Below are 13,742 nucleotides of genomic sequence, written 5' to 3'. Positions count from 1 at the left end.
TCCGGGCACCCGCGCCAGGCCGATAGCATGGGAGCTGCGGCTGAACAAGCAGCGGCGCCCCGCCCGAGCGGGGGTGGTCCGCATGGGAAGGTGTCATGACAGAGAACGTCGACGGAGTGCCCGCCAAATTCGCCACTCTTGGCCTGACATACGACGACGTCCTGTTGCTGCCGGGCGAGTCGGACATGGCCCCGCAGGACATCGACACCGCGTCGCACGTCTCCCGCAACGTACGGGTGAACGTGCCGCTGCTGTCCGCCGCCATGGACAAGGTCACCGAGGCCCGCATGGCCATCGCGATGGCCCGCCAGGGCGGTGTCGGCGTCCTGCACCGCAACCTCTCGATAGAGGACCAGGCCAACCACGTGGACCAGGTCAAGCGGTCCGAGTCCGGCATGGTCGCCGATCCCATCACCATCCGGCCCGACGCCACGCTGGGTGAGGCCGACGCGCTGTGCGGGCGCTTCCGCATCAGCGGCGTCCCGGTCACCGACGCCTCGGGCAAGCTCCTGGGCATCGTCACCAACCGCGACATGGCCTTCGAGCTGGACCGCAGCCGCCAGGTACGCGACGTCATGACGCCGATGCCGCTGGTCACAGGCCAGGTCGGCATCTCGCGCGACGACGCGATGGAGCTGCTGCGCCGCCACAAGATCGAGAAGCTTCCGCTGGTGGACCCCGTCGGCACGCTCAAGGGCCTCATCACCGTCAAGGACTTCGTGAAGGCCGAGCAGTACCCACAGGCCTCCAAGGACTCCGAGGGCAGGCTGCTGGTCGGCGCGGCCGTCGGCGTCGCCGGTGACGCGTACGACAGGGCGCAGGCCCTTGTCGAGGCCGGGGCCGACTTCCTCGTCGTCGACACCGCGCACGGCCACTCCCGGCTCGTCGGTGACATGGTCGCCAAGATCAAGTCGAACGCTCCGGGCGTCGACGTCGTCGGCGGCAACATCGCCACCCGCGACGGCGCCAAGGCCCTCATCGACGCCGGCGTCGACGGGGTGAAGGTCGGCGTGGGTCCCGGCTCCATCTGCACCACCCGCGTGGTCGCCGGTATCGGTGTCCCGCAGGTCACGGCGATCTACGAGGCGGCTCTCGCAGCCAAGGAGGCCGGGATCCCGGTCATCGGTGACGGCGGCCTCCAGTACAGCGGCGACATCGCCAAGGCCCTGGTCGCGGGCGCCGACACGGTCATGCTCGGCAGCCTGCTCGCGGGCTGCGAGGAGTCCCCGGGCGAGCTGCTGTTCATCAACGGCAAGCAGTTCAAGTCCTACCGCGGCATGGGCTCCCTCGCCGCGATGCAGACGCGCGGGGACAACAGGTCCTTCTCCAAGGACCGCTACTTCCAAGAGGGCGTCAGCGGCGACGACAAGCTGATCCCCGAGGGCATCGAGGGCCAGGTCGCCTACCGCGGCCCGCTCTCCGCCGTCGTGCACCAGCTGGTGGGCGGCCTCAAGCAGTCGATGTTCTACGTCGGCGGGCGCACCGTCCCCGAGATGAAGGAGCGGGGCCGCTTCGTCCGCATCACCTCGGCCGGCCTCAAGGAGAGCCACCCGCACGACATCCAGATGACGACGGAGGCCCCGAACTATTCGCGGCGCTGAGGTCTTTTCGGCCGGGGGCCCGGGGGTGGTCCCCCGGGTGATGGGGTCAGATGAAGACGGAGGCCCCGAACTGTTCGCGGCGCCGAGGTCTTTCCCCGGGCGACGGAGCAGATGACGCGGGAGACGGGGCGCCTGACGCCCCGGGCGCCGAACCGTCCGCGGCGCTGACTCTCGCGGCATGAGGCCGGCCCGCCGAATCAGCAGGAGGGAGGCCCAGGCATGACGTATCGAGTCACGTACACCATAGAGGCCCGGAAGCCCGTCGACTCCATGCGCGCGGACCGCCGTGAGATGCTTGAGCGGGGCTTGGCCAAGCTGGCCAACGATCCCTATCACAAGGCGTCGGAGCCGGTGGGAACACACGAGGACGACCGGAAGGCACAAGCTGCCCCCGGCATCCTCATCGAATACCTGATCGGGCATGGTCTGATGGTCATCGTGGTGGTCACGGTGTTCGACGAGGACCTGTATCTCGCCGACTGAGGACTAGCGAGGGAACGGCAGCGTGACTGAGATCGAGATCGGGCGCGGCAAGCGCGGGCGGCAGGCGTACGCCTTCGACGACATCGCCGTGGTGCCCAGCAGGCGCACCCGCGACCCGAAGGAGGTCTCCATCGCATGGCAGATCGACGCCTACCGCTTCGAGCTGCCGTTCCTCGCCGCACCGATGGACTCGGTGGTCTCGCCGGCCTCCGCCATCCGCATCGGTGAGCTGGGCGGCCTCGGCGTCCTGAACCTGGAGGGTCTGTGGACGCGGTACGAGGACCCGGAGCCGCTGCTCCAGGAGATCGCCGGGCTGAATGAGGACACGGCCAACCGCCGGCTCCAGGAGATCTACGCCGCGCCGATCAAGGAAGAGCTGATCGGCCAGCGGATCAAGGAGGTCCGCGACTCGGGCGTGGTGACGGCCGCCGCGCTGTCGCCGCAGCGTACGGCGCAGTTCTCGAAGGCCGTCGTGGACGCGGGCGTGGACCTGTTCGTGATCCGCGGCACCACCGTCTCGGCCGAGCACGTCTCCGGTGCGGCCGAGCCGCTGAACCTCAAGCAGTTCATCTACGAGCTGGACGTTCCGGTCATCGTCGGCGGCTGCGCGACGTACACCGCCGCGCTGCACCTGATGCGTACCGGTGCCGCCGGTGTGCTCGTCGGCTTCGGCGGCGGCGCCGCGCACACGACGCGCAACGTGCTGGGCATCCAGGTGCCCATGGCGTCGGCCGTCGCGGATGTGGCCGCGGCGCGGCGGGATTACATGGACGAGTCCGGCGGGCGCTACGTCCATGTCATCGCCGACGGCGGCGTCGGCTGGTCCGGCGACCTGCCCAAGGCGATCGCCTGCGGGGCGGACGCCGTGATGATGGGGTCCCCGCTGGCGCGGGCCTCGGACGCGCCTGGGCGGGGGCGCCACTGGGGTATGGAAGCGGTGCATGAGGATGTGCCGCGCGGGCGCCGGGTCGACCTTGGGGCGGTCGGCACGCTGGAAGAGGTCCTGCTTGGTCCTTCCCATACGCCGGACGGGTCCATGAACTTCTTCGGCGCGCTGCGGCGGGCGATGGCGACTACCGGCTACTCGGATCTGAAAGAGTTCCAGCGAGTTGAGGTCACGGTCGCCCGCAGCCGCTGACGGGGCTCCGCCCCTGGTACCCCCACCCAACAGCCCCCCGCTAGAGGGCTCCGCCCCCTAGGACCCCCCGCCGTGAACTCCAGAGCCCCTCACGTGAGGGAGCTCCGTATCAAGGCTGGGGCCCCCGGACCGGCCGGTGGCTTCCCTGCGGGAGCATTTGGTTTTCACGCCTCTTGCAGGGTAGTCACCGGCCGGCCCAAGGGCCTGGGTCTTGGTGCGATGAGTGAGGTAGGAGTAGGGCTTAGGTGCGGCTGGGGGGTCCTAGGGGGGCGGAGCCTCTCTAGCGGGGGGCTGTTGGGTGGGGGTCCCCCCGGACGGAGTCTGGGGGAGGAGCCGCCCCAACGCCCGGCCGGCGAGGCCAAGGGGGTGGGGGCGAAGCCCCCAACAACGGGTGACAGAGGGCGGAGCCCTCACAAACGGTGGGCCGCACCCGTGGGGCTGGCGCCTCGGGTGTCGAGCAAGAGCTGGGCCTTCGCAGCGAGCCCCTGCAAATCATAGGTGCGGTGGTTCTGCAACAGCAGCGTGAGGTCCGCCGCGGCGGCGGCCTCGTAGAGGGAGTCGGCGCGGGGTACGGGCCGGCCCGCCACGCGCCACTGGGGCACGAACGGATCGTGGTAGCTGAGCTGGGCGCCCAGCTCCAACAGGCGCGTGGCGACCTCCCGCGCGGGGGCGCCCTCCTGGCTGGCCAGGTCGGGTTTGTAGGTGACGCCGAGCAGCAGGATCCGCGCGCCCCGCGCGGACTTGCCGTGCTCGTTCAAGAGCGCAGCCGCCCGCTGGGAGACGTAGCGCGGCATGCGTTCGTTGACTTCTTGCGCGAGTTCCACCATGCGTAGCGGATAGCCGAGGGAACGGCTGTGGTACGGCAGGTAGTTGGGGTCGAGCGGCACGCCGGGGCCGCCGACGCCGGGGCCGGGGCGGAAGGGCTGGAAGCCGAACGGCTTGGTCTCGGCGCAGCGCACCACGTCCCACAGGTCGATGCCGAGGTCGTGGCAGAAGACGGACATCTCGTTCATCAGGGCGATGTTGATCTGCCGGTAGTTGGTCTCCAGCAGCTTGGCGGTCTCGGCCTCGCGCGGTCCGCGGGCGCGGACGACCTTGTCGGTGATCCGTCCGTAGAAGGCGGCTGCCGCCTCGGTGCAGGCGGGGGTGAGGCCGCCGATGACCTTGGGGATGTTGCGGTATCCGTGGACGCGGTTGCCCGGGTCGACGCGGCTGGGGGAGCAGGCGAGGTGGAAGTCCCGGCCGGCGCGGAGCCCTGAGCCCTCTTCCAGGAGAGGGCGTACGACGTCCTCGGTGGTGCCCGGGTAGACGCTCGATTCGACGATGACGGTGGCGCGGGGGCGCAGCTGGGCGGCGAGGGTGCGCGCCGCGGTGCGCACGGCGCTCATGTCGAGCGCCCGGTCGGCGCCGAGGGCGGTGGGGGCGCAGATGACGGTGGTGCGGACGCGTCCGAGGACCGAGGGATCGGTTTCGGCGCGGAATCCTTTGGCGAGCATCCGGCGCACTTCGGCGGGGGTCAACGCCGCGTCACCCGGCGGGCGGCCAGCGCTGATTTCGGCGACTGCGGTTTTGTCGGGGTCGTACCCGATGGTGCCGATTCCGCTCGCCGTGGCGGCCTGGGCGAGCGGCAACCCTGAATGGGCGAGTCCGATAACGGCGAGATCTGCGGGCATGACAGCGGTCTTCCCTTCCCCTATCGTCCCGGAGCTGTCCCTGAAGAAACCCTCCGGTTGTAAGTAGCGCAATTTAAGGTTAAGGGCCTATATGAAAGATATTTCGGATTGGCCGCTTAGCAGGGCCAGCGACCGGCCAAAGTCGCGGAAATGGGGGACCATCGGAGGGGGGATCCAGGGGGCGGTGTCCGATGACCGACACGAGCACCACGGGAGGCAGCAGTGAGGACAGCGGCACTGGGACCGGAACAGCGTGCCGAGGCGCTGGCGAAGATGGCCGAGACCGAGTTGGACGTGCTGGTCGTCGGCGGCGGCATCGTCGGCGCCGGTACGGCACTGGACGCGGCGACGCGGGGCCTGGCCACCGGCATCGTCGAGGCGCGCGATTGGGCCTCGGGCACCTCCAGCCGCTCCAGCAAGCTGATTCACGGCGGGCTGCGCTATCTGGAGATGCTGGACTTCGCACTCGTCAGGGAAGCACTCAAGGAGCGCGGCCTGCTGCTGGAGCGCATCGCTCCGCATCTGGTCAAGCCGGTGCCCTTTCTCTATCCACTCCAGCACAAAGGCTGGGAGCGGCTGTACGCGGGCGCGGGTGTGGCGATGTATGACGCCATGTCGGTCTCTTCCGGGCACGGGCGGGGGCTGCCCACGCATCGTCACCTCAGCCGTCGTCACGCTCTGCGCGTGGCACCCGCGTTGAAGAGGAGCGCGCTGGTGGGTGCGCTCCAGTACTACGACGCGCAGGTGGACGACGCGCGTTTCGTCGCCACGCTGGTGCGCACGGCCGCCGAGTACGGCACTCTGGCGGCCAACCGCGCCCGGGTGGTCGGCTTCCTGCGCGAGGGCGAGCGGGTCGTGGGCGCGCGCGTCCAGGATCTGGAGCAGGGCGGCGAGTTCGAGGTGCGGGCCCGTCAGGTGGTCAACGCGACGGGCGTGTGGACGGACGACACGCAGGGGCTGATCGCCGAGCGCGGCCAGTTCCACGTGCGCGCCTCCAAGGGCATTCACCTGGTCGTACCGAAGGACCGCATCAACTCCACGACCGGGCTCATTCTCCGTACGGAGAAGAGCGTGCTGTTCGTCATCCCGTGGGGCCGCCACTGGATCATCGGGACGACCGACACCGGCTGGGACCTCGACAAGGCGCACCCGGCCGCCTCCAGCGCCGACATCGACTATCTGCTCGACCACCTCAACTCCGTGCTGTCCGTGCCGCTGACCCGCGACGACGTCCAGGGCGTCTACGCCGGGCTGCGGCCCCTGCTGGCGGGCGAGTCGGACGCGACGAGCAAGCTGTCGCGCGAGCACACCGTCGCCCATCCGGTGCCGGGGCTCGTGGTGATCGCGGGCGGCAAGTACACGACGTACCGGGTGATGGCCAAGGACGCCGTGGACGAGGCCGTGCACGGGCTCGACCACCGGGTCGCCGAGTGCGTCACCGAGGAGGTGCGGCTGGCGGGCGCGGAGGGCTATTCCGCGCTGTGGAACGGGCGGGCCCGCATCGCCGAGCGCACCGGCTTGCACGTGGCCCGCGTCGAGCATCTGCTCAACCGCTACGGCTCGATGGCCGAGGAGGTCCTCGACCTGATCGTCGCCGACTCCAAGCTGGGCGAGCCGCTGCCGGCGGCCGACGACTATCTGAAGGCCGAGATCGTCTACGCCTGCACCCATGAAGGCGCACGTCACCTGGACGACGTGCTGACGCGGCGCACCCGCATCTCCATCGAGACGTTCGACCGGGGTGCGCTGAGCGCACGCGAGTCCGCCGAGCTGATGGCACCCGTCCTGGGCTGGGACATGGACCAGATCGACCGCGAGGTCGCACACTACGAGAAGCGGGTCGAGGCCGAACGTGAGTCGCAGTTGCAGCCGGACGACCAGACGGCGGACGCGGCACGGCTCGGAGCACCCGACATCGTGCCGCTGTAGCGGCTGGGCGGTCCCTCGTTGGACTGGTCGTTCCGGTAAGGGCTGTTGGCCGTGTGAAGCCGGGTGAGAAGTGGTGGGGCTGTGGTGTAACTGTGCCGCCCCCGTACACGTCTTGTCAGAGCGATGGTTCACAATGAGGCTCTGCCGGGGGCGGGCTCTCACGCAGAGGGGACACAAGGGGATTCATGAGCGAGGACGCGGGACGGCTGGTAGGCGGGCGCTATCGGCTCGGGGAGGTCCTCGGGCGCGGCGGGATGGGCACCGTCTGGCGCGGCGAGGACGAAATCCTGGGCCGCCGGGTCGCGGTGAAAGAGCTTCGGTTCCCCTCCAGCGTCGACGAGGAGGAGAAGCAGCGGCTCATCACCCGCACCCTGCGTGAGGCCAAGGCGATCGCCCGCATCCGCAGCGGCAGCGCCATCACCGTCTTCGACGTCGTGAACGAGGACAGCCGGCCCTGGATCGTCATGGAGCTGGTCGAGGGCCGCTCGCTGGCTGACAAGATCAAGGAGGACGGTCCGCTGGATCCGCAGCGGACCGCCGAGGTCGGCCTCGCCATCCTCGACGTGCTGCGCGCCGCGCACCGCGAGGGGATCCTCCACCGCGATGTGAAGCCCTCCAACGTGCTCCTGGAGGATGTGACGGGCCGGGTGGTCCTCACCGACTTCGGCATCGCGAAGGTCGAGGGCGACCCGTCCGTCACCTCCACCGGCATGCTTGTCGGCGCCCCCTCCTACATCTCGCCCGAGCGGGCCCGCGGCAAGCCCCCTGGCCCCCCGGCCGACCTGTGGTCGCTGGGCGGGCTGCTGTTCGCCGCCGTCGAGGGCCGCCCGCCCTACGACAAGGGCTCGGCGATCTCGACCCTGACGGCCGTCATGACGGAGCCGGTGCCCGTCTCGCGGAACGCGGGCGAGCTGAGCGAGGTCATCGCCGGGCTGCTCGTGAAGGATCCCGAGAAGCGGCTCGATGTGGACGGGGCCCGGGTGCTGCTGGAGCCCGTCGCCTTCGGCATGACGAGCGCGCCCAAGGGCGCCGGCGCGGACGGCGGCTCGCCCAACACCCGCACCTCCGTGCTGCCCGCCGTGCCCGCGTCGTCCTCCGGGACGGGCCGTGGCGGCGCCCAGGGCTCCGGTTCCGGGCATGGGCGCCGTAAGCGGCGTTCGGAGGGCGCGAGTTCGGGAGAGCGGCTGCGCGGGGCGCTGAAGTCCGTACGGAACGCGGCCTCGGCGGCGGGCGCGGGCACCGCGGCTTCCGGCACAGGCACTGGCACTGGTTCTGACGCCGGCTCCGGCTCCGGCGGTGTCTCCGGCCCCGGCACACGGCCTGGCGGCGCCCGGACCGGGAGCGGCGCGGGTCCGTCCACGCCCGCCTCCGCCGGGCCGCCCCCGTCGGCGCCACCGGTGCCCTCGTCACCGCCCGGCCGGGCCTCCGGCCACCCCGCGCCGCCCACGAAGCCGCCGTCGACCCCCTCGTTCCGCAAGGCCGGTGACAGCGCGCCCAAGCACGCGGGCGGCCAGAGCGGGCGCAGGGCCGCCGGGCAGCAGCCCGGCGCGGCGCCGTCCGCGTCGTCGGCCGGCGGCCGGCGGGGATCGGGAGCCGTCGGCGCGCAGGGCCCCGGCGCGTCTTCCGGGCAGGAGCAGGGCGCGCTGCCGACGTCGGCCACCGGCAGCGGGGGCAGGGCGCTGCCGCCCGAGAGCGGCGGCAGCGGGGCGATCAACTCGCTGCGCGACCTGCGGGAGCTGCCCGAGCTGCGCAAGGGCGTGCCCGCCCGGATGGTGGCCATCGGTGTGGCCGCCGTCGTCGCGGTCATCGTCATCATCGTGCTGATCGCCACGGCCGCCAGCGGCGACGACGAGGACCCGGGCAAGGACAAGGGCTCCTCCAGCGCCGACGACGGCAAGGGCGGCGCGGGCGCCAAGGGCGCCCAGAAGGAGAGCGACACCTCGGACGGCGCCAAGGACCAGGGCGGCGAGGAGAAGGCCGACGACAAGCCCGAGGAGAAAAAGCCCGCCAAGCCCGCCAAGCCCGCTTTCCCCGCCGGGTACGCGAAGGTCACGGACGGCAGGTTCCACTTCGCCATGGCGCTGCCCGAGGGCTGGAAGCGCACCGGTATCGCCGGCCAGAACTCGGGCGGGAAGTACGGAGCTTCGAGCGGCAGCCTGCCCAAGATCCAGGTGGACTACAACGGCAGCCCCTCGTCCGACGCCGCCGGCGCCTGGCGCAGCCTGGAGCCTGCCGTCAAGAAGTCCAGCCCCGGATTCCGGTCGCTGGGCATCAAGGAGGTCGGCTGGCGCGGCTACCCGACCGTGGCCGACTGGCAGTTCACCCGCCAGGAGAACGGCAAGAAGGTCCGCGTCCTCAACCGGGGCTTCAAGGCCGACGAGAACAGCGGCTACGCCATCATGATCACCTGCAAGGCCGACGGCTGGCAGGACAAGTCCTGCAAGACCCTGCGCGAGACAGCCTTCAAGACCTTCAAGCCCCAGGGCTGAGGCTCCCGCAGAGATACCGGGCGCAAGCCGGTGAACCCCGCAGGGCAGCGAGGTTCACCGGCATGGACCAGGTACGGATCCAGGTCATGGATCCGGGTACGGGCCCGGGTACGGGTCCGGAGGTCCCGTTACGGATCGATCGGGCAGGGGTCTCAGCTGCCCAGCTGGGCGCGCAGGGCGGGCTGGAGGCGCTCGGCGTGGGCTTCGGTCATGTCGTCGCACAGGGCCCATATCCGCTCGACCGGGAGGGCCGCCGCGGTGGCCGGGTCGGCCATGGCGGCCTGGCGGACGCGGATGGGGGAGTCCTCCAGGGCGGCGCGTACGACCAGGTCGTTCGCGCTCAGATAGGTGCGGTTCAGCGCGGCCAGCTGCGGGGGCAGGGCGCCGGCGCGGGTGGGCTGCACCCCCGAGCCGTCCACCAGGCAGGGCACCTCGACGACGCCGTGGGCGGGGAGGTTCTCGACGAGGCCGTTGTTGGGCACGTTGCCGTAGACGGTGCGTGGGGTGCCGGTGACGATGCTGTGGATGATCTGCGGGGCGTACTCCATGCTGCCCTCGACCTCCAGCGGCTTCCCGGCAGCGAGGGCCGCGCGGGTCTGCTCGTAGGCGGCGACGTTCTCCTCGACGATGCCGAGGTAGTCGCCCACCGGCAGCCGCAGCCGTTCGACCTCGCTGTCGTGGTGCAGGTACCAGGGCACGTACTCGCTGGAGTGCTCGCTGGTCTCGGTCGGGTAGAAGCCCAGGCGCCGGTACATGTCGACGCGCACCCGCCTGCGCAGCTGCTCGTCCTCGGCGATCCGCGCGTCCAGCCGGGGGTAGAGGTCGACGCCGTCGCGCTCGAACTGGAGCACCCACGCCTGGTGGTTGACGCCAGCGGCGCGGTAGGTGATCTCCTCGAAGGGCACGCTCACCAGGTCGGCGAGGTCGCGCATCGTCCAGTACACCGAGTGGCACAGGCCCACCACCCGGGTCAGGCCGGTGGCCTGGGTGAGGTACTGGACGTTCATGGCCATCGGGTTGGTGTAGTTGAGCAGCCAGGCGCGCGGGCACACCTCGGCGATGTCCTGGCCGAGCTCCCGCAGGTGCGGGAAGGTGCGCAGCGCGCGGAAGATGCCGCCGACGCCGAGGGTGTCGCCGATGGTCTGGCGCACCCCGTAGCGCGCGGGGATGTCGAAGTCGGTGCGGGTGGCCTCGCCCATGCCGATCTGGACGATGTTGATGACGAAGTCGGCGTCCTCCAGCGCGGGGCGGCGCTCGGCGTGCGCGGTCACCAGCGGATCGGCGCCGCGCACCGACGCGATCTGCCGGGCCGCGGCCTCGGCCGTCTCCAGGCGTTCGGCGTCGATGTCGTGCAGCGCGATGTGGGCGTTCTTCAGCTCGGGGAAGGCGAAGAGGTCCGCCAGCAGGCCCTGGGTGAAGACGACGCTGCCGGCGCCGATGAAGGCGATCTTGGTACTCATGAGACGTTCTTTCCGTTGACGGTGACGAAGGAGGCCTGAGTGGCCGACGGAACGTGGCAGATGGCCTCGTCCCAGGTGGCCTGCGCCGGGGTGCCGCCGGTGGCGCGGGTGGACAGCGCACCGCAGACGGCGGCCACCTCCAGCGCCTCGCGCAGCGGCATTCCGTACAAGGTGGCGGCGAGGAACCCGGCGTCGAAGCTGTCGCCGGCGCCGACCGCGTCGCGGAAGGTGACGGGGATGCCGCGGGTGGTGACCATGCCGCGGCCGTCGTGGGCCAGGGCACCGTCCGCGCCGTTCTTGACGACGGCCACCGGGCCGCGCGACGCCAGCAGTGCCGCGGCCTGGCCCTGCGAGCCGGTGCCGGGGCCCGCGAGCCGGACGGCCTCCCGTGCGTTGGGCAGCAGGTAGTCGGTCTCGGCGAAGACGGCGGCAGGGCCCTCCGGCTCCCAGCGCCCCGAGGGGTCGTCACCGGTGTCCAGGGAGGTCGTGGCGCCGTGCGAGCGCGCCGTCTTGAACAGCGCGGGCAAGGCGGCGGCCAGCCGGGGCATCAGGAAGTAGGAGCCGGCGTGCACGTGCCGGGCCGTGGCCAGCAGGTCCGGCGGCACGTCGTCACCGGTGGTGGCGGCCAGCGTGCCGGGGCTGGTGAGGATCGCGCGGTCGTCGCCCGTGCCGGTCACGGCGACGGTGAGCGGGGTGGACAGCCCCGGGTCGAGGCGCAGGGCTTCGGTGTCGACGCCGGCGCTGCCCAGCGCGTCGCGCACGAAGTGCCCGGCGGGGTCGTTGCCGACCCGTCCGGCGAAGCGGACGGAGAGCCCGAGGCGGGCCGCGCCGCAGGCGGTGATGGCGGCGGAGCCGCCGAGGGTGAGCGCACCGGAGCCGACGAGCTGTTCGCGCTGTCCGAAGGCGAGTGGCTCGGTCAGCGGGCCGACGATGACGTCGGGGTTGGCGTCTCCGATGACGAGCAGGTCAAAGGTGTGCGACATGAGGGTCCCCCTGAGGGTGAGGGTGGTTGTGGTCGGGGTCCTGGAACTGGTCGTGGTGGTGGCCGCGGATGCGCGGGACGCGCAGTACGGAAGGGCCGCGCGGGGAGCGAGGGGGTCGGCCCTCGCTCCCCGTTCAGCCCTTGAGCCCCGTGGAAGTGATGGAGCGGATGAACGACTTCTGCGCACCGAGGAAGGCCAGCAGGACGGGCAGCACGGTGATCACGTTCCCGGCCATGACGGCCGACCACTTGGTGTGGTGCTGGCCCTGGAAGGTGGTCAGGCCCAGTTGGAGGGTGTATTGCGTGTCGTGGTTGATGGCGATCAGCGGCCAGGTCAGGTCGTTCCAGGTGGTCAGGAAGGTGAGTACGGCGACGGTGCTCAGCGCGGGGCGGGACAGCGGCAGCACGATGGTGAACAGCACCCGCAGCCGCGAGCAGCCGTCGATCCAGGCGGCCTCCTCCAGCTCCCGGGGCAGCGAGAGGAAGAACTGCCGCAGCAGGAACACCGCGAAGGGCGTCACCAGCGTGGGCACGATCAGTGCGCCGAGGGTGTCGATGAGCCCGAGCCGCTTCATGACCAGGAACGTCGGGATCATCGTGAGCTGGAAGGGGATGGCCATCGTGGCCAGCATCAGCATCAGCAGCACCTTCGACCCGCCGAACCGCATCCGGGCGAAGGCGTATCCGCCCAGCGAGCCGAACAGCAGGTTGGCCGCGACCGAGACGGCCGAGACGATCAGCGAGTTGAGGAACCAGCGCGGGAACATCGCGTTGCCCAGCACATAGCGGTAGCCGCCCAGGTCGATCCCGGAGGGCCACAGCGCGGGCGGGAAGCGGTTGATCTCGGCGTTGGTCATCACGGAGCTGAGCAGCAGCCAGATCAGCGGCACCGCGAACACCAGCGCGAGCGGGGCCAGCAGCAGATGCCAGGCGCTGAACGGCAGCCGTCGGCGGCGGCGTTCGGGCGTGGGACTCTCGGCGGCGCCGGGGCCGGTGTCCTTGCTCGTGGTGGTCGGTCCGACCGTGGTGGCGGTCATCGTGCGGCTCCTTCCTCGCGCCGTGCCGCGCGGCCCGAGACGAGCCGCATCACGCCGCCGGCCAGGCACAGCGCGACGGCCAGCACATATGCGGCGGCGGCCCCGTACCCGGCGGTGAAGCTCTTGAACGCCTGTTCCCAGATGAAGTAGACGATCACCGTGGTCGAGCCGAGCGGCCCGCCCTTGGTGGTGACGTAGACCAGGTCGAACACCTGGAGGGACTGGATGATCTGCCACAGCACCAGGAACACCGTCACCGGCGTGAGCGTCGGCAGGGTGACATGGCGCAGCAGGTGCAGACGCCCGGCGCCGTCCAGCCGCGCGGCCTCGATCAGCGACTGCGGTACGTCCTGGAGCGCGGCGAGGTAGACGACGACGCAGAAGCCGGTGCCGCTCCACAGCGTGATGGCGACCAGCACCAGCAGCGCCTGTTTGGGGTCGGTCAAGAAGCCCTGGGAGGAGACCCCGAGGCGGGAGAGCACCGAGTTGGCGGCGCCGAACTCGGGGTCGAGGATGAAGGAGAAGAGGACGCCCTGGGCGGTGGCGGAGATCACGAACGGGACGAAGATCAGCGTGCGGTAGATCCCGACCAGCCGGATGCGCCGGTTCAGCGCCAGCGCGAGCGTCAGCCCGCCGGCGAGGCTGAGCGGCACATACAGCACCGTGTACAGCAGGGTGTTGCGTACGGCCTCGCTGAAGTGCGGGTCGGCGGCCAGCGCGCGGTAGTTGTCCAGGCCGACCCAGCGGCTGGGGGTGACCAGGTCGTTGGCCTGGAAGGACAGCAGCAGCGACCAGATAACCGGGACGACGCTGAGGCCGAGGATGATCAGTACGGCGGGCGATATCCACGCCCAGGCGGTCATCGACTCGCGGCGGCGGGCCCGGCGCGGGGACCGCTGTGCGGGTGTGGGCGACACCGTGATCGGGGCAGGAGTTGGCGGCATCGGAGG

Annotated in this window: 10 protein-coding genes; 5 read left to right on the top strand and 5 right to left on the bottom strand. The window is 70.9% G+C overall.

From position 1 onward, the window contains the following. Positions 1 to 95: 95 nt before the first annotated feature. From guaB to OHB04_RS16880, 3 genes are all read left to right on the top strand, one after another. Entirely contained in the window at positions 96 to 1,601 is a 1,506-nt protein-coding gene (guaB, locus tag OHB04_RS16890; protein ID WP_326688527.1) for an IMP dehydrogenase, read from the top strand. A 219-nt stretch (positions 1,602 to 1,820) separates the two neighbouring features. Further along, positions 1,821 to 2,084, top strand: coding sequence for a hypothetical protein (locus OHB04_RS16885; protein ID WP_326688526.1), 264 nt, complete (start codon positions 1,821 to 1,823; stop codon positions 2,082 to 2,084). 22 nt (positions 2,085 to 2,106) lie between these two features. Beyond that, positions 2,107 to 3,222, top strand: a complete 1,116-nt coding sequence (locus tag OHB04_RS16880; RefSeq protein WP_326688525.1) for a GuaB3 family IMP dehydrogenase-related protein — start codon at positions 2,107 to 2,109, stop codon at positions 3,220 to 3,222. A gap of 410 nt (positions 3,223 to 3,632) precedes the next feature. On the opposite strand, the gene OHB04_RS16875 is transcribed toward OHB04_RS16880, so the two are convergent. Beyond that, on the bottom strand, positions 3,633 to 4,895 hold the full coding sequence (locus OHB04_RS16875) for a nucleotide sugar dehydrogenase (protein WP_326688524.1): 1,263 nt from the start codon (positions 4,893 to 4,895) through the stop codon (positions 3,633 to 3,635). 222 nt (positions 4,896 to 5,117) lie between these two features. Between OHB04_RS16875 and OHB04_RS16870 the strand changes: the two genes are divergently transcribed. Continuing rightward, positions 5,118 to 6,824: a glycerol-3-phosphate dehydrogenase/oxidase gene (locus tag OHB04_RS16870; protein ID WP_326688523.1), complete on the top strand. Its 1,707-nt coding sequence runs from the start codon at positions 5,118 to 5,120 to the stop codon at positions 6,822 to 6,824. Positions 6,825 to 7,009: 185 nt separating this feature from the next. Then, positions 7,010 to 9,313, top strand: coding sequence for a serine/threonine-protein kinase (locus tag OHB04_RS16865; protein WP_326807740.1), 2,304 nt, complete (start codon positions 7,010 to 7,012; stop codon positions 9,311 to 9,313). A gap of 152 nt (positions 9,314 to 9,465) precedes the next feature. Here the strand turns inward: OHB04_RS16865 and OHB04_RS16860 are convergent, their stop codons facing one another. The 4 genes from OHB04_RS16860 to OHB04_RS16845 all read right to left on the bottom strand — a co-directional run bounded on the left by OHB04_RS16860 (position 9,466) and on the right by OHB04_RS16845 (position 13,736). Continuing rightward, complete coding sequence (locus tag OHB04_RS16860) at positions 9,466 to 10,773, bottom strand: alpha-glucosidase/alpha-galactosidase (protein ID WP_326807739.1); 1,308 nt, start codon at positions 10,771 to 10,773, stop codon at positions 9,466 to 9,468. Next, positions 10,770 to 11,756, bottom strand: coding sequence for a carbohydrate kinase family protein (locus tag OHB04_RS16855; RefSeq protein ID WP_326688520.1), 987 nt, complete (start codon positions 11,754 to 11,756; stop codon positions 10,770 to 10,772). Before OHB04_RS16855 ends, OHB04_RS16860 begins: the two co-directional genes overlap by 4 nt. Positions 11,757 to 11,889: 133 nt before the next feature. Beyond that, positions 11,890 to 12,792, bottom strand: a complete 903-nt coding sequence (locus OHB04_RS16850) for a carbohydrate ABC transporter permease (protein WP_326807738.1) — start codon at positions 12,790 to 12,792, stop codon at positions 11,890 to 11,892. Further along, on the bottom strand, positions 12,789 to 13,736 hold the full coding sequence (locus OHB04_RS16845; RefSeq protein ID WP_326688518.1) for a carbohydrate ABC transporter permease: 948 nt from the start codon (positions 13,734 to 13,736) through the stop codon (positions 12,789 to 12,791). Before OHB04_RS16845 ends, OHB04_RS16850 begins: the two co-directional genes overlap by 4 nt. Between the last annotated feature and the right edge of the window lie 6 nt (positions 13,737 to 13,742).

The organism is Streptomyces sp. NBC_01775, from assembly GCF_035917675.1.
Classification (GTDB): domain Bacteria; phylum Actinomycetota; class Actinomycetes; order Streptomycetales; family Streptomycetaceae; genus Streptomyces.
Note: the sequence above shows the minus strand (reverse complement) of the source record. Positions and strands in the feature narration are given on the sequence as shown.